This is a genomic window from Streptomyces sp. NPDC050759, assembly GCF_044456945.1.
Classification (GTDB): domain Bacteria; phylum Actinomycetota; class Actinomycetes; order Streptomycetales; family Streptomycetaceae; genus Streptomyces.
Genome location: NZ_JBITGI010000002.1, coordinates 756,918 through 776,322, shown reverse-complemented (window position 1 = coordinate 776,322; position 19,405 = coordinate 756,918). Strand labels below are relative to the sequence as shown.

Annotated in this window: 13 protein-coding genes; 3 read left to right on the top strand and 10 right to left on the bottom strand. The window is 71.2% G+C overall.

Annotation, left to right across the window (positions count from 1 at the left end):
- Positions 1-1,059, top strand: a complete 1,059-nt coding sequence (locus ACIBJB_RS09265; RefSeq protein WP_398928145.1) for an N-acetylglucosamine kinase — start codon at positions 1-3, stop codon at positions 1,057-1,059.
- Positions 1,056-3,284, top strand: coding sequence for a glycoside hydrolase family 3 N-terminal domain-containing protein (locus ACIBJB_RS09260; protein ID WP_398928143.1), 2,229 nt, complete (start codon positions 1,056-1,058; stop codon positions 3,282-3,284). Before ACIBJB_RS09265 ends, ACIBJB_RS09260 begins: the two co-directional genes overlap by 4 nt.
- Here ACIBJB_RS09260 and ACIBJB_RS09255 read toward each other — a convergent pair.
- The 6 genes from ACIBJB_RS09255 to ACIBJB_RS09230 all read right to left on the bottom strand — a co-directional run bounded on the left by ACIBJB_RS09255 (position 3,248) and on the right by ACIBJB_RS09230 (position 12,508).
- Entirely contained in the window at positions 3,248-4,129 is an 882-nt protein-coding gene (locus ACIBJB_RS09255) for a carbohydrate ABC transporter permease (protein ID WP_326662978.1), read from the bottom strand. The two genes, ACIBJB_RS09260 and ACIBJB_RS09255, sit on opposite strands and share 37 nt — an antisense overlap.
- On the bottom strand, positions 4,126-5,148 hold the full coding sequence (locus ACIBJB_RS09250; RefSeq protein WP_059207096.1) for a carbohydrate ABC transporter permease: 1,023 nt from the start codon (positions 5,146-5,148) through the stop codon (positions 4,126-4,128). The genes ACIBJB_RS09255 and ACIBJB_RS09250 overlap by 4 nt, the downstream gene beginning before the upstream one ends.
- The gene (locus tag ACIBJB_RS09245; protein WP_398928140.1) at positions 5,148-6,521 is read right to left on the bottom strand and encodes an extracellular solute-binding protein; all 1,374 of its coding nucleotides are present in this window, start codon (positions 6,519-6,521) and stop codon (positions 5,148-5,150) included. Before ACIBJB_RS09245 ends, ACIBJB_RS09250 begins: the two co-directional genes overlap by 1 nt.
- A 118-nt stretch (positions 6,522-6,639) precedes the next feature.
- Positions 6,640-7,302, bottom strand: a complete 663-nt coding sequence (locus ACIBJB_RS09240; RefSeq protein WP_398928138.1) for a peptidyl-prolyl cis-trans isomerase — start codon at positions 7,300-7,302, stop codon at positions 6,640-6,642.
- Positions 7,299-11,513 carry an NEW3 domain-containing protein gene (locus ACIBJB_RS09235; protein ID WP_398928136.1) on the bottom strand — a complete coding sequence of 1,405 codons (4,215 nt, stop codon included), beginning with the start codon at positions 11,511-11,513 and terminating at the stop codon, positions 7,299-7,301. Before ACIBJB_RS09235 ends, ACIBJB_RS09240 begins: the two co-directional genes overlap by 4 nt.
- 110 nt (positions 11,514-11,623) lie before the next feature.
- On the bottom strand, positions 11,624-12,508 hold the full coding sequence (locus ACIBJB_RS09230; protein ID WP_398928134.1) for a MurR/RpiR family transcriptional regulator: 885 nt from the start codon (positions 12,506-12,508) through the stop codon (positions 11,624-11,626).
- A 119-nt stretch (positions 12,509-12,627) separates the two neighbouring features.
- Here ACIBJB_RS09230 and ACIBJB_RS09225 point away from each other — a divergent pair, with 119 nt between their 5' ends.
- Positions 12,628-13,392: a sugar isomerase domain-containing protein gene (locus ACIBJB_RS09225; RefSeq protein ID WP_398928132.1), complete on the top strand. Its 765-nt coding sequence runs from the start codon at positions 12,628-12,630 to the stop codon at positions 13,390-13,392.
- A gap of 96 nt (positions 13,393-13,488) precedes the next feature.
- Here ACIBJB_RS09225 and ACIBJB_RS09220 read toward each other — a convergent pair whose 3' ends face one another.
- The 4 genes from ACIBJB_RS09220 to ACIBJB_RS09205 all read right to left on the bottom strand — a co-directional run bounded on the left by ACIBJB_RS09220 (position 13,489) and on the right by ACIBJB_RS09205 (position 19,379).
- Entirely contained in the window at positions 13,489-16,548 is a 3,060-nt protein-coding gene (locus tag ACIBJB_RS09220; RefSeq protein WP_398928130.1) for a beta-N-acetylglucosaminidase domain-containing protein, read from the bottom strand.
- 50 nt (positions 16,549-16,598) lie between these two features.
- On the bottom strand, positions 16,599-17,639 hold the full coding sequence (locus tag ACIBJB_RS09215) for a YbhN family protein (protein WP_398928128.1): 1,041 nt from the start codon (positions 17,637-17,639) through the stop codon (positions 16,599-16,601).
- A 224-nt stretch (positions 17,640-17,863) separates the two neighbouring features.
- Positions 17,864-18,325, bottom strand: coding sequence for a hypothetical protein (locus tag ACIBJB_RS09210; RefSeq protein WP_392659794.1), 462 nt, complete (start codon positions 18,323-18,325; stop codon positions 17,864-17,866).
- A 109-nt stretch (positions 18,326-18,434) separates the two neighbouring features.
- Positions 18,435-19,379 (bottom strand): hypothetical protein, encoded by a 945-nt coding sequence (locus ACIBJB_RS09205; protein WP_398928126.1) that lies wholly within the window; start codon positions 19,377-19,379, stop codon positions 18,435-18,437.
- Between the last annotated feature and the right edge of the window lie 26 nt (positions 19,380-19,405).

Below are 19,405 nucleotides of genomic sequence, written 5' to 3'. Positions count from 1 at the left end.
ATGGGTAATGATTTGAACCAAAGTTTGGTCGTCGGCCTCGACGCCGGGGGCACCCGCACCCGCGCGGTCCTCGCCGACGCCGACGACGGTCGCGTGCTGGGCGAGAGCACCGGCGGCCCGGGCAACGCCATGACCGTGCCGGTCCCGCAGCTCACCGACCACCTCGCCGAGGCGCTGGCCCGGGTGGTGCCCGAGGGTGCGCGCGCCCGGGTCGTGGCCGTGACCGGCGGTTTCGCGGGCGCCACGGCGGCCGCCGAGGAGGACCCCGGCTCCTCCAGGGCCCGCGCGGCCCTCACCGAGGCGTTGGGCCGCCTCGGCATCCCGGCCGGCCGGGTGGGCGTCTGCAGCGACATCGAGGCCGCCTTCGCCGCCGCGCCCGGCACGCCCTCCGACGGCCTCGCCCTGGTAGCGGGCACAGGCGCGGTCGCCATACGCATCACCGACCGTCACGCCATGACCACGGTCGACGGCGACGGCTGGCTCCTCGGCGACGAGGGCAGCGGCTTCTGGATCGGCCGCAGCGCGGTCCGCGCGGCCCTGCGCATGGCCGACGGCCGCGGCCGTCCGACCGTCCTCGCCGGCTGGGTCGGCCGCACCCTGGGCCTGCCGGTCGACGTCCTCCCCAAGGGCTCAATCCCTTCCTACGACCATGGCGGCACCGCCCTCCCGCCCGGTACCGGAGCCCACCTGACCGGCGTCCCCGGCTGGTCACGCGCCCGGCGTGAGGACTTCCGCCGCCATCTGCTGCCCGCCGTCATGGCCGATCCGCCGATCCGGCTGGCCCGCTTCGCCCCGCTGGTCGCCGACGCGGCCGCCGAGCAGGACGCAGTGGCCGAGACGATCCTGAGCGAGGCGGCGGACCACCTGCTGGAGACCGTACGGGCGCTGGAGCCGCGCCCCGGCGAGCGGATCGTCGCCACGGGCGGCCTGCTCGGCCCCCGGGGTCCGCTCACGGCCCCGCTGGCCGAACGGCTCCACGCCCACGGCCTGAGCCTCGACTGGGTGGCCGACGGCTGTGCCGGAGCGGTCGCCCTCGCACGGCTGGCGCACCCGTCATGAGTGATGCCGTCTACCGCGACCCGACCGCACCCATCGACGCCCGCGTCCGCGACCTCCTGTCCCGGATGACCCTGCGCGAGAAGGTCGGCCAGCTCAATCAGCGCATGTACGGCTGGGACGCCTACCGCCGCACCTCGGACGGCGGCTTCGAACTCACCGAGGCCCTGCACGCCGAGACCGACCGTTTCGAGGGACTCGGTGCCCTGTACGGCCTCCAGCGCGCCGACGCCTGGTCCGGCGTGGATCACGGGAGCGGACCCGGCGCGCAGGACGGAGCCGCTCTCGCCGAGCTGGTGCAGCGGCATGTCGTGGGCCGCAGCCGGCTCGGCATCCCCGCGCTCTTCGTCGAGGAGGTCCCGCACGGCCTGATGGCCCTCGACGGCACGGTCCTCCCGGTCAACCTGGCGGTCGGCGCCACCTGGGACCCCGACCTCCACGAGCGCGCCGCCGCGCACGCCGCCGCCGAACTCCGTGCCCGCGGCGGTCACGTGGCCCTCGTCTCGGCGCTGGACATCGTCCGCGACCCGCGCTGGGGCCGTACGGAGGAGTGCTTCGGCGAGGACCCGTACCTGGCGGCCCAGCTGACGGAGGCGCTGGTCCGGGGAATGCAGGGCTTCCCGGACGACGACGTCTTCGCCGACGACAAGGCTCCTGTCGTCCTCAAGCACTTCGCCGGCCAGGGTGCCACCGTCGGCGGCCGCAACTCCGCCGAGTCGGAACTCGGCCTGCGCGAACTCCACGAGATCCACCTCCCCGCCGCCCGGGCCGGTGTCCGCGCGGGCGCCGCCGCCGTCATGGCCGCGTACAACGAGGTCGACGGGATGCCCTGCTCCGGCAACCGCGCCCTGCTCACCGGGCTGTTGCGCGAGGACTGGGGCTTCGACGGGCTCGTCATGGCGGACGGCCTGGCCGTCGACCGGCTGGCGCGGATCACGGGGGACAAGGTCTCCGCGGGAGCTCTCGCTCTCGACTCCGGTGTGGATCTGAGCCTTTGGGACGAGGGCTTCACCCATCTGGAGGAGGCCGTCGAGCGTGGTCTGGTGAGCGAGGAGACCCTCGACACGGCCGTCGCCCGCGTGCTGCGGCTCAAGTTCCGGCTGGGGCTCTTCGACCAGCAGGACGTGACGACCCGCCCGCCGGCCGACGGTGCGGCGATCAGCAGGGAGGCCGCCCAGGGGGCCGTCACGCTCCTGCGCAACGACGGCGTGCTGCCCATCGCCGCGAAGGTCTCACGGATCGCCGTGCTCGGGCCTCAAGCCGCCACCACCGCACACCAGTTGGGCGACTACACCGCCCCGCAGCGCCCCGGCACCGGCAGCAGCGTCCTCGACGCCCTGCGCCGCCTCGCCCCGCCCGGCCTGGAGATCCGCCACGCCCCCGGCTGCGCCCTCACCGGCGACGGCCTCTCCGGGATCCCCGAGGCCATCGCCCAGGCCGCCGCGTCCGACCTGGCCGTCCTGGTGCTGGGCGGCAGCAGCGCCCGTACCCCCGGGACCGAGTTCGACACCAACGGGGCCGCGCGTACAGCCGTGTCCGAGATGACCTGCGGCGAGGGCGTCGACCTGGCCGGACTGCGGCTCGGCAGGGCCCAGTACGCGCTCCTGGACGCCGTCGTCGCGACCGGCACACCTACGGCGGTCGTCCTGGTCCAGGGCCGCCCGCACCTCGTCCCCGACACCGCCAACGCGGTGCTCACCGCCTGCTATCCGGGCCCGTGGGGCGGCGAGGCGATCGCCGAAGTACTGCTCGGACTCACGGAGCCGACGGGCCGACTGCCCATCTCCGTCCCGCGCTCGGCGGCCCAACTCCCCGTCTACTACAACCACAAGGACACCGAGTACGGCGGATACGTGGACGAGAGCGCGCAGCCGCGGTACTCCTTCGGGCACGGGCTGTCGTACACGCGTTTCGCGTACGGCACGCCACGGCTCACGGGTCTCACGGTCGAGGTCGATGTCACCAACGCCGGTCAGCGGTACGGTCGTTCGGTGGTCCAGGTCTATCTGCGCCGCCTGCTCACCCCCACCTGGCCGCGCACCCTCGAACTGTGCGCGTTCGAGGGTGTGGGCCTGGCTCCGGGTGAGTGCCGTACGGTCTCGCTGACCCTGGACCCCGAGCAGCTCGCCCCTTCCAGGACGGTCGAGATCCGGGTCGCCGCATCAGCCGGGGAGGCGCTCGGCGCTCAGGGTCACAGCTTGACGGCCCCTGATGAGACACCCTTGTAGAACCACCGCTGGGTGATCACGAACAGCACCAGCACCGGGACCACGGAGATCACCGAGCCGGCCATGACCATCCGCTGGTCGTAGCCGAACGACGAGTTCTGCAGGCGGGAAAGTCCCAGTGTCAGCGTCATGTTGCTCTCGGAGCGCAGCACGATCAGCGGCCACAGGAAGTCGTCCCAGGCGCTGATGAAGGTGTTGATGACGACCACCAGGATCGCGCCCCACGCGGACGGCAGATACAGGTGCCGGAAGCGCTGCCATTCGTTCGCGCCGTCGAGCATGGCCGAGTCCTCGATCTCGCGCGGGACCGCGAGGAACGCGCCGCGCATGAGGAGGACGTTGATGGCGCCGACGAACCCGGGCAGCCACACGCCGGCCAGGTGGTCGACCAGGCCCATGTCCCGGATGCTCAGGAACAGCGACACCATGATCGACTCGAAGGGGAACATCATCGAGGCGATCAGGACCACCCAGACCGCCTTGCGGCCCTTCCAGCCGGGCTTGGAGAGCATGTAGCCGGCGGTGGTGGAGAAGACCAGCTGGCTGGTGACCGACAGGGCGACCACGATCAGGCTGTTCCTGATGTACGTGCCCACCGGCACCTGGTCGAAGATGGTCTTGTAGGCCCGCAGGGTCGGGTGGTGGGGCAGCAGGGTGGCGTTGGCGCCGAAGACGTCCTCGCCGGTGCTCTTCAGGGAGGCGAGGAGCTGCCAGAGCAGCGGGCCGACGGTGAGGCCGAGGACCAGGAGGAGCAGCAGATAGCGGACGACGAGTTCGCGGGGGCGGCCGTAGTCCCGCCAACGCGGCATCAGGCGGCGGCGCTTGGGTGCGACAGCGGTCGTCATGCCTCGTCCTCCTTCGTCAGGCGCTGCGCCAGCAGGGTCAGTCCCAGCGTCAGCAGGAACAGGGCCACGCTGACGGCCGAGCCGTATCCCGCGTTGCCGGTGATCGGGTCCAGGCCGACGTCCCGGATGTAGAACGGCAGGGTGCGGTCGGCACCGCCGGGGCCGCCGGTGGCGCTGCCGAGCATGTAGATCTCGGTGAAGACCCTGAGCGATCCGATGCCGGTGAGGGTGCCGACGAGCATCATGGCCTGCCGTACGCCGGGCACGGTGATGTGCCAGAAGCGGCGGGCCGCTCCGGCGCCGTCCATGGCGGCGGCCTCGTGGAGCTCCTTGGGGACGTTCCCGAGGGCGGCCAGGTAGAAGACCATGTACCAGCCGAGGCCCTTCCACAGGGTCAGGCCCATCGCGGACAGCAGGATCAGCCAGGAGTCCGACAGGAATGGGATGGCCGACCTGATCAAGTGGGCTTTCTGCAGCCAGGTGTTGACCAGCCCGTCGTCGGCCAGCAGCCACTGCCAGCTCAGTCCGACGACCACGCTGGAGGCCAGTACCGGGGTGTAGAAGGCGGACCGGAAGAAGCCGATGCCCGGCAGGTTCTTCTCCACCAGCACGGCGAGCAGCAGCGGCAGCAGCACCATCAGCGGTACGACGATCAGTGCGTACAGGATGCTGTTGCGGGTCGCCAGCCAGAAGTCCGAGTCGTCCAGCATCCGCGTGTAGTTGTCGAGCCCGACGAACCTGTACGCGCCGCCCAGCGGCTTGGCGTTGGTGAACGACAGCAGCATGGTGTTGAGGAACGGGAACACGCCGAAGATCACCGCACAGGCGATCGCGGGCGCGGTCCACAGCCACGGCAACCACCAACGGCGGTACATGGCCGCCCCGTTGGCGCCGGGAGCGGGTCCCGGCAGGACGGCCCTGGCGAGTCGGCGGGCGCGGGACGGGGCCGGGCCCGGTGCGGAGACCTTCGCCTCCGCACCGGGCACGGACACCGGGTTCGTGGTGTGCGTCGCCGCCATCAGCTGCTCTGCTTCAGCATCTCATTGGCCTTCGCCTGGGCGTCCTTCACGGCGTCCGCCGCGCTCTTCTTGCCCTGCATGGCCAGCTGCACCTGGGCGACGATGGCGTTCTGCATGGCCGAGGAGATGTTGGTCTGGTAGGCGGTGGCTGTCTTCAGCTGCTCGGCGACCAGCTTGCGGGCCTGCGCGAACGGGTCGTCACCGGTGACCTTCTGGAAGAACGGGTCGTCCAGCGAGGCCGAGGTCGTCGGGAAGATCACCACCTTCGGGTCCTTGCACCAGGCCGTCTGGTTCTCGGCGTTGGTGAGGAACTCGGAGAACGCCAGCGCCGTGGGAGCGTTCTTGCTGGTCGCCGCGGTCGCGATGTACTGCGGGGCGCCGGTGGTGTGGCCGAGCGCGTCGAAGGGCTGCTGGCCGACCGCGGTCTTGTCGTAGACCGAGGGGCTGTTCTGCTGCACGAAGCGCACGAAGCTCGGGTTGGTCGAGCCGTAGGCGACCTTGCCCTGGCTGTAGAGGGTCGAGGGGTCGTTGCTGGAGGACAGCGAGTCCTTCGGCATCGCGCCCTCCTTGTACAGCTTGGTCATCCACTCGACCCACTGGACCGTGCGCGGGTCGTCCGCGAAGACGGCGGACTTGCCGTCGGCGGAGAGCGTCTTGATGTTCATCTGGTCCCAGTCGGCCGGGATCCGCCACACCGGGTTGGCCATCGTCGCGTAGAACTTGCCCTTGGCCGCCTTGGCGACCTTCTCGTAGTCGGCGAACAGCCCGAAGATCGTGGTCGGCGGCTTCGCCGGGTCGACACCGGCCTGCTTCAGCAGATCGGTGTTGTACGTCAGGACGATGCCGCCGGTGTACCAGGGCAGGACCGTGTGGACCGACGCGCCGGAGGGGTCCTTCATGACGCTGGACTTCCAGAAGGCCGGGACGAAGGGCTTCGCGGCGTCGGGGTCCTTGACCCCCACGTTCAGCAGGTAACCGGCCTTGGTGAGGGAGGTCGCGGTGGGGGAGTCGACGTTGAGGACGTCCGGCAGGGTGCAGGCCTGGGCGTCGGCGACCGTGCGCTGGCCGAACGTCGAGTCGCCCGGGTCGTCGATCCACTTGACCTTGGTGCCCGGGTGGGCCGTCTCGAAGTCCTTGATCACTCCGTTGAAGAAGTTCCCGAAGTCCTTCTTCAGGTTGGTGGTCTGGAAGGTGATGTCGCCCTTGACCTCGCCGGTGAGCTTGCCCGACCCGACGTTTCCCTTGTCGACCTTGCAGCCGCCGGCGGTGGCGTCACCGCTGTCGGATCCTCCGCCGGACAGGCCGCAGCCGGCGGCCGTCAGCGACAGGACGGCGAAACAGGTCAGGGTGCGGGTCAGTCTCTTTGCACGCATGTGATGCCCCTCCACGGCTGGTTCAATGAACCAACTCCGACTCCGATTGATGAAAAGGTGGACCAGAATTCATCGGAGGTCAATGGTTTCCCGTGTTGCGTTTAGGTTCCGTGCGAGATCAGTGGCGGTGTTCGTGGTCCGGGTGCGAGGGATCGCCGGGGTGTTCGTGCCCGTGGGCGTAGGTCACACCTGCGCGTGCCTGGTCCAGCCAACCGAAGAAGGCCTTGCGGCCCGCTGCTTTGCGGAGCTCGTGTGCGATGCCTTCGCGGACCTCGTCGTACGGCAGCGTGTCGCCGGCCGCGGGCTCGTCGAAGGGATCGACGCCGCGTCTGAGGGCGTCCGGGGTGAGGAAGCGGTCCCGGTTGCGGTCGTAGTAGTCCCGTACGGAGGTTTCCGGGACCGTCTGTTCGGACTCCAGGGCGGCGAGGAGGGTGCGGGTGGCGGGGGAGTGGGCGAGGGCTGCGGCGACGATGCTGCCCATGTCTGCGACGTCTGTCTCGGCGATCGTGAGCATGTGGGCCGGTGACACCTCGGGGGGTGGTTTCAGACCCCGGTCTGCACAGGCTCGGCGGGCGAGTTCGTCCGTGACCACGACTTGAGTGGCCCAGCGGCGGCGTTGTCTCGCGGCAGAGGGTGCCTCTGTTCGTCGGCGGGCGGGTGCGGGTGCGTCGTGGCTGGTCGCGCCGTTCCCCGCGCCCCTTAGGGGCGCTTCCAGGAACGAGTCGACCCGTTCTCTTGGTAGTGGTTCACCGTCTATCAGTGCCGCGTGTTCCGGTGTCACGGGGTCACCTCCAGGGCTATCGCCCTCGTGTAGGCCACGTGGCCGTTCCACGCCGCCTTCGCCAGCAGCCAGTACGAGCCCAGGGGGATCGCCGAACCGTTCACCTCGATCGCGTACTCCACCTGCTCGCCGCCCGGCACCGTGAAGCCCCGCAGGCCGGGGCCCACGCCCCGCCACGTGCCCCACGACGACACCGCCCACAGCTGGCCGCCGACCGGGCCCCGTGTGGTGTTGTGCAGGCTCACCGGAACCTGAGCCCGCTCACCCCTGCGCACGGTGACCCGGTCGGCGTTCAACTCGCACGTCAGCCCCTGGCCGGCGGGCGGACCGCCGGGCACGTCGAGGCCGACGACGTCCTCGTAGTGCTGACCGCCGTACGACAGCCGGGCCGTGAGCCAGTGGCGGCCGGGTTCGGCGTCCGTTGGTGGTGTCACCGTCACCTCGGCCAGCGAGAAGCCGCCGGGGCCGAGCGTGTACGGCAGTTCGGCGGGCTCCGCGGACCAGCCGGGCGGTACCTCGAAGACCACCGTGCCGTTCGTCGAGGTGTCGGTGAGTTCCGAGCTCACCCGGACCGTCGCCGTGACGGGGCCGGAGGCGGTCAGAGCCGTGGGGGAGAGGTAGACGGAGACGGGCATGTTGCCGCGTGGGGCGGGCCCGGAGTTGTGCAGCCAGTAGCGGGTGTGGACGGGCTGGGCGGGCTCGTGGGCGGCGACACCGGGGTCGGCCGTCGGCTCGGGAGCCAGTGGGGGCGTCGCCAGGACGGTGGCCACCTCGAAGCCGGTCAGCTCCGCCTCCAGAGCCCCCTCGCCGTCCGGGATCAGCGACTCCCCGGGCCGTTCCAGTACGTCCGCCCGGGCGCCCTCCGTCCAGGCGACCGGCCCGCGCACCCGGGCCCGCACCGGCCGTCCGTTCACCTCGTGCACGCGGACGACGACCCCGCGCCCCGGGTCCGCCGGCGTGGTGCCGCCCCGGGCCAGCGGGGAGCCCAGCGGCTTGAGGGCGTCGAGGAGTACCTCGCCGGCGGGCTCGACCGCCAGCAGGGAGGTCTTCCTGGGCAGGAGCGGGGACGTGCCCGCACCGCGCACCCGTGCCGTGAGCGGATGGTTGAACTCATGGCCGCGGGCGGGGAGTCGGAGGTCCCGCCAGTCACCCTCGCCCGCCACGACCGCGTACTCGAAGGTGTGCGACCAGCGCTGGAGCTGGAAGCCCGACCCGTCGGGGGTGGTGCGGCGGGGCGGGTCGATCCAGATGCCGGAGGGCCAGCCGGTGCAGGAGCGCATGAGGGACATGTAGAGGTCGCCGGAGGAGGTGACCACACAGCCCGGTGTGCCGCGGTTCAGGACGGCGAAGCCGCGCCCGTCCCAGGCGTCGCCCGGCGGCAGGGCCTCGCCGCCGCCCGGCGCCGTGGCCGTGACGGTGAAGTCCTCCAGGTCGGCGACCAGCGCGCCGACCGCTTTCGCGTCACCCGAAGGGTCCGCGCCCGCGATGACGAGCAGTGGCAGGCGTTCCAGGTCGCGCAGGTCCGCGCCCGGCACCCACTCCTCGCGCAGCGAGGCGCGCGGGGCGACCCACACGGCCGCCACGCCCCGCTCGGCGACCTGGCGGCGCAGCTCGCGGCCGGCGGCCGGGTCCATGGCGAGCGCCTCGGCGACCAGGGAGTTGCGCTCCGGGCCGCCGACGGCGATCCGGATGTCGGGGAGGTTGGAGTCCACCTCCAGGTCTCCGTAGCGGGGGCCGCCCGCGATGGTCGAGGTGGCGGTGACACCCGCGCGGACGAGGGCCGCCGCGAGCGGGGTGCCCAGCTCACCGGCCTCCTCCCAGTCGGCGTACACCAGCTCCGCGACACCGATGGCCCGACTGCCGAGCGGCGCGCCGGAGTCGTCGTGCAGGAGCACCCGGGCCGTGGACCCCAGGGCGAACCAGGTGTTGGCCGGGTTGTCCAGCGTCCACGGGAACTGCTCGCTGTCCACCTCCACGAAGCCGAAGCCGCGCCCGATCACCGCGTCGGCGACCTCGTGCACGGGCAGTCCGCCCCGCACGTCGGACGGCCAGCGGACCCGGATCAGACGGTCGGCGCCGTCGTAGCCGTCGATCGTCGTGGAGACGTCGAGCCGGTCGACGCCCGCCCAGAGGGTCAGCCGCTGGGTGTACGTGAAGAGGCCGAGGTCGGCGCGGACGGTGATCCGGGATCCGGCCGGGGAGTGATCGACCTCGATGTCGGCGGTCACGTCACGGCCGCGCGCGGTGGTCGTGCCGGTCGGGGTGAGGTGCCAGGGGCCCTCGCCGAAGCGCGGGTGCCTCGGGAACTCCTCCTGGACGACGAGCTCGTTGCCGATCTCCCCGGCGGGCAGGAGCTCCCGGCCGCCCTCGGCCAGCGCCCGCAGACTGCTCACGGCACCGCCGCGCGCCGCGTCGACCGTCACCTCGTAGAACTCGTTGCGGATGGTCGTCCCCTCGCCGGAGGTCCATCCGGGGAGGGAACCGGCCGCCAGGGGCAGGGTCTTGAGGCCCATGCCGGGCACCTGCGGGACGACGACCCGCAGGGTGCCGTCCTGCTCGCGCACGGCCGGCAGCGGCTGGAAGTCGTCGCCGACGGGCACCAGACCCGGGTCGTCGACGGTCAGCACGTCCTGGCGTTCCCAGGTCGCCGGGTTGAAGACCACCAGGTCCGGGCCGGTGCCCGGCTCGACCCGGTCGGCCAGCGCCCTGGTGGCGTCCGCGTGCACGGTCTCGGCGAGCTCGGCCAACTCCCGCCAGCCGGTGAGGAGATCGATGTACACCTGGTCCGACTCGGAGCCGGTGATGGCGTCGTGGTGGGCGCCGTAGACGAGTTGCCGCCAGGCCTTGTCGAGGGCCGCGTCCGGATAGGCGTGCCCGGTGACGAGGGAGGCGAGGGTCGCCCAGGCCTCCGCGTCGGCGAGGAGCGTCTCGCCGTACCGCTGGGCCTGCTTGGTGTCGATGTAGGAGACGTCCTTGCCGGTGTAGATCGGGTTCATGTCCCGGGTCTGCGGCGAGGCCCTGCGGCCCTCGGCGTCCAGCTCCGCGCGCACGGCGGCGAAGAAGTCCCGGGGGACGGCACTGACGAACCGCGGCCAGACGTACCGGGCGTTCCAGTCCCGGTGGATGTCCATCACCCAGCGGCACGGCGGCGCGTAGTCCCCGCCGACCGGGAGCAGCACATTGCGGGTGAGGGCGACCTTCTTGAGCCCCTTGAACAGCTTGAGGGCGGCGGCCTCCGCCTCGGGCAGGGCGGGCGCGCTGTCGATCGCCCAGCCGGCGGCGTAGTGGTTGACCATGTACGCGGTCAGCAGCCCGCGCCCCGAGGGGGCGATCCACTCGAACTCGGCCGGGAACTGCATCCGCCCGGGATCGCGCGGCTCCTCCCCGAACACGGACATCGTCGGCCCCCACTGGTGGTGCGGCCCGCGCGCCCACGAACTGGAGGTCACCCCCGCGTCCGCCATCAGCCCCGGGAACTGCGGATCGTGCCCGAACGCGTCCAACTGCCAGGCGGTCTGCGGGGACGCCCCCATGATCCCGCGCTGGAACCCGTCGCCGTACAGCGCGTTGCGTACGGTCGCCTCGGCGCCGGTGAGGTTGGTGTTCGGCTCGTTGTAGGTGCCGCCCATGACCTCGACGCGCCCGGTGCGGATCAGTTCGCGCAGGAAGGCGCGCTCCTCAGGGAAGGCGCCCCAGTAGGGCTTGAGGTAGTCGACCTCGGCGAGCACGAAGGTGTACGCCGGGTCGCGCCGGGCCAGATCGCTGTGCGCCCGCACCAGGCTCATCCCGGAGTCGCCGCGGTAGCCGAAGGGGCGGGCGGGCAGTCCGGTGGCGGCGGGGTCGTCGACGACGTCCCAGGTCTCGGTGTAGGCGCCCTGGGTGTTCCACCAGACGGGGTCGTAGTGGAAGTGGCTGACCATGAACATGGTCCAGCCGGGCTCGGCGACCGTGAACTCCCCGGTGCCCTGCGCGCTCTCGTCGCCGTCGGTCGCCGTGACCGTGATGGGCCCGCCGTCGCCGGTCACGGGTATCTCGGCGCGCACGGTGCCGTTCTCGCCGACGGTGACGACCGTCTCTCCGACGCCGCGTCCCACGACGGTGACCTGGATCGAGCGACCCGGAAGGTGCTCGATGTCGGCGGCCACCACCTGGAGCGGCCGCTCGGGTGTACCGACGAACAACTCGGTCGACTCAACAGCCGTGACACGCATGGGGCTCCTACGAGATGACTCGGGGGAGCCCCATCCTGGCACTGAGGGGATGATTCAAACAACCATCTTTGAGTTATCTCGGTGGTTCATCCATGCAAGATCCGCCACGGTCAACGCGTACGGCGAGCCTTCACCGCGTGCTGCGGGCTGATGTGCTCGGTGAGCGCGAGGGAGGCGCTGGCCCGCTGGTAGCCGACCTGGCCGACGCGGACGTAGAGGCAGTCGATGATCATCAGGACGGAGTGCCGGCCGCCGATGCTGCCGGTGCGGAAACTGGTCTCCGAGGTCGCGGAGATGAGCCGGATGTCGGCGGCCTTGGCCAGCGGGGAGCGCGGGTCGGTGGTGATGGCGATGGTGGTCGCGCCCCGCTCCTTGGCCATCTCGAAGGGCTCGAGGGTCTCGCGCGTGGCACCGGAGTGGGAGATGCCGATGGCCACGTCGGCGGGGGTGAGCAGGGCCGCGGAGGTGGCCGCGCCGTGCACCTCGGTCCAGCCGCGGACCTGGCAGCCGATGCGGAACAGCCGGGTCTCGGTCTCCTGGGCGACCGCGCCGCTGCCGCCGACGCCGTACACGTCGATGCGGCGGGCCTTGGCCAGGGCCTGGGCGGCGCGCTCCAGGGCGTCGAGGTCGATACGCTCGATGGTCTGCTGGATCGCGCGCAGATCCGAGCTGCCGACCACCTGGACGACCCGCTCCAGGCTGTCGTCCGGGGAGATGTCGGGACCGATCTCGGCCGAACCCCAGTCGGAGACCTCGCCGCGGCCGCGCTCCTGGGCCAGTTCGATCAGCAGATGCTGGTAGGAGTCGAGTCCGATGGCGCGGCAGAACCGGGTCACCGTGGCCTGCGAGGTCCCGGTGCGGCGGCCCAGTTCGGCGGCCGAGCAGTGGGTGACGGCGGCCGGATCCTCCAGGATCAGCTCGCCGACCTTCCGCAGCGAACCGGCCAGCCGGGGCAGCTCGGTGCGGATCAGGGTGGTGACGTCGGTCGGAGGCATGGAAAGAAGGTATCAGCCACCCTTGGGACCATTGATTGAATACCAGGACCGCGTTGCGGTTTATTGATTCACCGATGGGTGATTGTATGGTGGTTCAATCCATCAGTGGGGAGTGTCGCGTGTCCGTCGAGTCAGTCAGCGCCCAGGGCTTCGCCGAACAGAGTCTGGACGTCCTCCGTCACGTCAGCGAGTCCGCCCGCGAGGACGTGCGCCGAGCCGCCGAGCTGATCGCCGACTGCATCCGCGCCGACGGTGTGATCCACGCCTTCGGCACCGGTCACTCCCAGGCGATGGTCCTGGAGATCGCGGGCCGCGCGGGCGGGCTCGTGCCCACGAACCGGCTGCAGATCTCCGACCTCGTCCTCTACGGCGGTGACGACCCGAGCGTCCTCGACGATCCGCTCCTTGAGCGGCAGCCGGGGGTGGCCGTCCGCCTCTACGACCTGGCCGCGCCGCACCCCCGGGACCTGTTCGTCATCATCTCCAACTCCGGCGTCAACAGCGTCATCGTGGAGATGGCCCTGCATGCCAGGCAGCAGGGGCACAAGATCCTCGCGATCACCTCCCTCACCCACACGGCGGCCGTGCCGGCCGGGCACGCGAGCGGGAAGAAGCTCGTGGACCTGGCGGATGTGGTGCTGGACAACGCGGCGCCGGTCGGGGACGCGTTGCTGGCGTTGCCGGGGGGCGGGGCGGTGGGGGCGCTGTCCACGCTGACCGGTGTGATGCTGGTGCAGATGGCTGTTGCGGAGGCTTCTGGGTTGCTGCTTGCCTCCGGTGAGCGGCCGCCGGTGTATGTCTCGGCCAACGTGCCCGGTGGGTTCGAGGGCAACCTGGAGCTTGAGAAGCGGTATGCGGGGCGGGTTCGGCGTACGGCGAGTTAGTGCTTGGGCGGCGGTTTGCGGGGAAGCTGCGGGCCGGTGGGGGCTGGTCGCGCCCGCGCGGCGGTAGCCGCAGATTCGACTCAGCCCCGCGCCCCTTCAGGGAGTCAATGCCACCGCCAGTGGATAGGCGCCGGTGCCGAAGGGGGACCCTGCTGTCCCCGAGGTGACGTCGATCGGGACCAAGGCGTTTTCGTCGGCCGTCGTCACGTACGCCGTGCTGCCGTTCCAGTTCAGGGCCACGTCGAACGCCGACTTTCCGACGGTCACCTGCTTGCCCGGGGCGCCGGTCACCGTGTCGATCGGGGTGATCGTGTCCCCGTTGCTGGGACTGACCCACAGGGTCCGGCCGTCCGGTGACAGGCCCAGGCCGTACGCCTGGCCGGAGACCAGGAAGGTCGGTTCGGTCTCGTTCGTCGCCGTGTCGATCGGGGTGACCGTCGAGCCGCCGGAGTTGGAGACGTAGACCGTCCTGCCGTCGGGGGCCGCCACCACGTTGAAGGGGCTGGGGCCGACCGGGATCGCCGCGCCCGCTTTGCCGGTGGTGAGGTCGACGGGGCTGACCGTGTTGTCGTGGATGTCGGCCACGTACAGGGTTCTGCCGTCGGGCGTGATCGCCATGTTCTCGGGGCCGTCGCCGACCGGGACCGGCGTGCCGGTCCTCAGTGTGCCCGTGTCGATCGACTGCACCGTGCCGTCCGTGTAGTTGGCGACCCAGAGTGTGCCGTCGTCCGGGGTGAGCGCGAGTCCGGCGGGGACCTTGCCGACGGCGACCGTGGCGGTGACCGCGCCGCTCGACACGTCGATCACGCTGACCGTGTCGGAGCCCTGGTTGGCGGCGTACGCGGTACGCCCGTCCGCGCTCACGACGACCTCGCCGGGGTTGTCGCCGACGGCGATGTTCGTTGTCGTGCCGGAGGCGAGGTTGATCGAACTCACCGACGCGCCACTGAAGTTCGCCGTCAGGGCACGGGGAGTGCCGGTGCCGTCGGTGACCCGTACCGGGAGCGCCCGGTCCAGGATGCCGGTGCCCGACACGACGACGGAGTGGACGCCCTCCGTCTTCCCGGTGAGAGTGACGGTGACCTTGGCGTCCGGGGTCGTGGCCGTGCCCTCGGAGGGCGAGGCGGTGACGCCGTCGGGCACGTCGAGCTTCCAGCTCACGGTCCTGGCCTGCGCGTCGGAGAAGTCGAGGGTGACGGTGGCGGAGGCTCCGGGCCGGACCGACAGGGAGCTGGGCGAGAAGGCGGCGTCCACGCCGGGATCGGGGGCGTTGTCCAGCATCGTGGTGTAGAGGAACTGGTCCATCACACCCGGCGAGACCTGCTGCGGAATGGCATCCAACTCCTTGCGCTCTTGCTGGAGTTGCTTCCAGTAGGCGGAGACCGCCTCCGCGTCACCGCGCTTGTGGGCCAGCAGCAGATCCACGGCCGTCCCGCCCGCGCCGCCGTAGCGGCCGAGCTTGTCGAGCCAGGCGGAGGTCTCGTCGAGGAACCCGGGGTTGTCGAGCCGGGCGCGCAACTGGGCGGGGGTGGCGGCCATGTCGGAGAAGTAGGCCTTCAGCCGGGTTGCCGCTCGGCCGAGTCCGCTGTCCTGCTCGTAGGCCCTGCGGAAGGCGGCGATCAGCCGGGTGAGGGTCGGAGACTCGGTCGGGTCGAGCTGGGAGGAGTAGTTGTTCTCGGCGAAGATCCGCAGCCACTTGGCGGCCTGCGGTCCCGCCAGGTCCTGGACCGAGGCGGCGAACGCCTTGCGCGGGTCGTAGGCGGTCGGGTTCCACAGATAGGCGGCCGAGGTGAACAGGGAGATCCGGCTCGCCTCGCCCTGGACCATCGGGTTGGCGGTCACGCCGGTGGCGACGCTCGCCACGCCCGGTTCCCGGCCCGTGTAGGGGCCGAGGAGGAGACGGCCGGTGACGTAGTCGTTGACCGGGTAGTTGTCCCAGACCAGGATCGGGTGGCCGTAGACCTCGCGGGCCTGCTTCAGCTGCTCGGTGCTGATGGTGGGCGCGATGACACCGACGCCGGTCCACTCGACGACCACGGACGGATCGAGCTGCTCCCTGAGGGCCTTCTTGTACGGGGAGTCGGCGAGGTCGGAGTACTCGGTGGGGACCATTTCCAGGGGCTGAAGTCCGGTGTGGTCGGCGGAGAACCGCTGCCACGCGGTGTTCAGCAGATGCGCCTGCGCGGCACCCGCCGCACCTCCGCCCGTGCCGAACTCCTGCTCGTCCTCGGGACAGTTCCACTTGGTGTAGCTGATGTCGTCCAGCGGTATCGCGAAGGAGCGGACGCCGATGGCGTACAGCGAGTCGAACTTGGCGGTGAGCGCCTTGATGTCGGCGTCCGACGAGTAACAGACCGACAGGCCGGGGGAGAGGGCGTAGGTGAAGCGGACGTGGTCGGCGTCGGCCCGGTCGACCAGTTCCTTCAGCAGGTCCAGCGCCGCGGCCGGGTACTCGTCCCGCCAGCGGGCGCGCAGATAGTCGTCGTCCTTGGGGGAGTAGACGTAGACGTTCTGCTTCGTCCGGCCGTAGAAGTCGAGTTGGGCGAGTCGCTCGGCGTGTGTCCAGGGTGTGCCGTAGAAGCCCTCGATGACTCCGCGGAGGGCGGCGGTGGGCCAGTCGCGGACCTTGACAGCGGGCAACTGGCGCTTGTTGTCCAGGAGTTGGCGCAGGGTCTGGGCGGCGTAGAAGGTGCCGGTGGTGTCGACACCGGAGAGGGCGAGGAGGGCCTGGCCGTGGCTGCGGCCGGAGGCCAGGACGTAACCGCCGGAGGGGAGACCGGACGGGGAGGCGGCGTCGAGTTTCTTCAGCGTCCGGGCGGTGGCGCTGTTCTCTCCGGGGCCGCCGAGGTAGACGGTCAGTCCGGACGGGGGCGGCCGGTCGCCGGCGTCGACCTTCGTGACGCGGTCGGCTCCGGCGGCCTTGAGAGCCGCCTCGACGACCCTTCGGGCCGAGGGATCGGTACCGGGGCCGACGACCTCGACGACCCGGTCGGGAACGGGGAGTCGGCCGTGTCCGACGGTGATCTTCTGAGGGTTCGGCCATACCTCCGGCACCGTCTGCCTGGGGTCGGCCGAGGCGGGGGCCGCCGGCGCCGCGAGGCCAAGGGCCAGCAGCAGGGCGGCGGCCATACATCTGAGATTGATGAATGAATCCACCTGAGAATGCTAGGAGTGTTGAATGCATCATTCAATGGTGCGTGGGTGGTTCAGAGCGCCTTGCGGTGCACGAGGGCCGACATGCACAGCACACCCGGCAGCAGGGGCAGCCACACCGTCAGGACGCGGTAGCCGATGAGGGTCGCCGTGCCGAGGCTCACGGGGACGCCGTAGACGGCGAGGGTGAAGACCATGGCCGCGTCCACCGGACCGATGCCGCCGGGCGCGGGCACGGACCCGACCGCGCTGCTCGCGGCGAGGTACGCGAACGCGACCTGCGCCCAGGACAGTGTCACTCCGAGCGAGGCGCCGACCGCGTGGATCACGCTCGCCTGCAGCAGGGGCGCGGCGGCCGCGCCGCCCCACAGGGCGAGGATCCGGCTGGGCATGGTGTGCAGCCGGCGGGCGTCGGTCAGGGCGGTGCGCACGAACGTGACCGCAGGGCGGCGCAGCGGGCGGACGAGGGTCAGCACCAGGAGCGTGCCGGTGAGCCCGAGGCCCGCGGCCACCAGGGGCAGGAACAGCATGCGCCGGTCCGGGACGAGCTCACCGAGCCGCAGCAGACCGGGCAGGGCGACCAGGAAGCCGATCAGGACGAGCGTCTTGGCGATCGGCCTGACCAGCGCGTACAGGGCGAGCGAGGCGGTGGCGCGGCCCAGCGGGATGCCCTGGCCCTGCAGGAAGCGCAGGGTGACGGCGTGCGCACCGAGGCTCGCCGGCAGCACATGGTTGGCCGCGCCGGCCGCGAACTGCGAGGCGACCAGCAGCCCCGACGGCAGCCGCTCGGGCAGGGCGCCCTGCCGGACGACGGAGGCGGACACCCAGCCCAGGCAGGTGTAGAAGAGCCCGATGAGCAGCCACCAGGGGTCGGCGGTGGCCAGCCGCGCGGTGCCGTCGTACAGGGCACGCCAGTCCAGCGCCGCCCAGGTGCCGATGAGCAGGACGGGGAGCAGGGTGAGCAGGCGGCGGGTGAGACGGGTCAGGGGACGGCGGGAACCGGCGGGAGCGGGAGCCGGAACACTGATCGGGAGCGGGGCAGGGGCGGGGGCGGGGAGCGGCCCCGGGGGACCTTCGAGCGGAAGCAGGGACACGGGGCACGTCGTCCTTTCGCGTCATGCCCCGTGCGGGACACGGGGCATGACGGAGGCAAGGCGATGCAGAGGGGACGAGGGAAACGTTCCCGCTCGGTGTGACGTTCAAATGTCCGGCAGTCGAAGGCGCGCGGGCGGGTGGGCGAAACGGGGTGGGGCGGCGGTGCGGAAAACGGGTCCGCCCCGGCACCCGTGGCGGGTACCGGGGCGGACCTGTGGGCAGGTCAGCCGCTCTGGCTGCAGTAGTCGACCCAGCGGTGCGAGGAGATGTTGTTGTTGACGCTCTTCCCGAACTGCTCCAGGCCCTCGCCGTAGGTGAAGCGGTACGTGCCGCCGGTGGTGTCCCACCAGCGGTCGCCCTGGCTGATGCAGGCGTGCGCGCCGCCGGCGTTGGGGGCCGTGTAGAGGTCCACGGCGTCGAGGCCGCCCGCGTAGCCGTTGTTCCAGATGTCGGAGGTCAGGTTGCGGCAGGAACCCCAGTCGTTGGAGTTGCCCTGCCACTTGCACTCGCGGCCACCGCCGTACGGCTGGGTGTACACGTGCAGGTAGCCGTCGGCGGAGGCCAGCTGCACCGACTTCGTTCCCTGCGAGCCCGACTCCAGGGCGCTGGCGCTGGTGACCGGGGAGACGAGGACGGCGACGGCCGCGGCCGAGGCGGCGAGGGTGAGGACACGCTTGATGGACATGGGGGGTCCTTCGTTCTTGATGAGTGGGTGATGGTGGTGTGGTGATGGTGGTGCGGTGCGGTGCGACCACGGACGGTGCCGTGGTGGTCTGTGGAGGGCCGGCCGTGGCTCAGTCGCCGCGTGCGACGATCGACCGGGCGCGGGGCAACGCCGCACGCCTGAGGCGGTCGAGATCGGCCGTCGGCCCGGGGTACCGGCGCCGCAACTCGGCCCGGTACGCGGTGTCGAGGGACTTCGCCACGGCCGACAGGCCGCCGGAGGCTGAGCCGGAGTCGGAATCGGAGTCGGAATCGGATCCGGAGGCGGCACAGGCCGCCTCGGCCGATGCCAGTCGCACTTCCTTCGCGTGCGGCCACTCCCTGTCGGGCCGGGTGGCCGCGGCGCGGGCCTCGGCGGGGGTCGGATACGCGTGCCCCTTCGCCTTCATGCAGCGCGCCCAGGGCTTGACGGCCGCCCGGTAGCGCTTGTCGGTGAGCACCATGGTCACGCGCATGCCGCCGAGGCTGTCGGTGATCCTGGTGGCCCGGAACCAGGCCGGCAGGTCCTTGTACAGCGTCCGCTCCGCCTCGGCGACGCAGCCCTGGTCGCTGTGCGTGACCTGGATACCGTTCGGAAGGCGGGCGGAAAGCCCTTGTGCCTGTGGTCCGTTGAGGGCACTCACCAGCTCGGGGGCCCGGTCGGCGGGCATGGACCGGTAGTACCGCTGGTTCGGATCGCGCAGGGCCTCCCGCTGTCGCTCGCGGTACAGGTCGGTGCCGTATCCGTGCCGGGCGGCCCAGGCCGGGTCGTCGACGACATAGGGGAACCGGTTCGCCCCGTCGGCCGCCGGCCGCTCCTCGACCCAGTACTCGTATCCGCGCTTCTCCATGCACTTCTTGATCAGGAGCTGTTCGGCGAGGTACAGGGTCTGCTCCGGGTCGTCCGAGACGTGACGGCCGGTACCGGAGGCGGACCCGTGGGCGGCGGCCTGCGACGACGTCGTACCGTCCGCGCACCCCGTGATCGTCGCCGCCAGCAGAGCGGCGGTCAGAAGGAGCAAGGTCCGGCGTGGCATCGGGCGACTCCCAGGGCGCGGTGGAA

Coding starts and splice junctions, on each gene's coding strand:
- ACIBJB_RS09245 (WP_398928140.1), bottom strand. CDS start 6,521: ATGCGTGCAAAGAGACTGACCCGCACCCTGACCTGTTTCGCCGTCCTG.
- ACIBJB_RS09265 (WP_398928145.1), top strand. CDS start 1: ATGGGTAATGATTTGAACCAAAGTTTGGTCGTCGGCCTCGACGCCGGG.
- ACIBJB_RS09260 (WP_398928143.1), top strand. CDS start 1,056: ATGAGTGATGCCGTCTACCGCGACCCGACCGCACCCATCGACGCCCGC.
- ACIBJB_RS09235 (WP_398928136.1), bottom strand. CDS start 11,513: ATGCGTGTCACGGCTGTTGAGTCGACCGAGTTGTTCGTCGGTACACCC.
- ACIBJB_RS09205 (WP_398928126.1), bottom strand. CDS start 19,379: ATGCCACGCCGGACCTTGCTCCTTCTGACCGCCGCTCTGCTGGCGGCG.
- ACIBJB_RS09250 (WP_059207096.1), bottom strand. CDS start 5,148: ATGGCGGCGACGCACACCACGAACCCGGTGTCCGTGCCCGGTGCGGAG.
- ACIBJB_RS09255 (WP_326662978.1), bottom strand. CDS start 4,129: ATGACGACCGCTGTCGCACCCAAGCGCCGCCGCCTGATGCCGCGTTGG.
- ACIBJB_RS09230 (WP_398928134.1), bottom strand. CDS start 12,508: ATGCCTCCGACCGACGTCACCACCCTGATCCGCACCGAGCTGCCCCGG.
- ACIBJB_RS09210 (WP_392659794.1), bottom strand. CDS start 18,325: ATGTCCATCAAGCGTGTCCTCACCCTCGCCGCCTCGGCCGCGGCCGTC.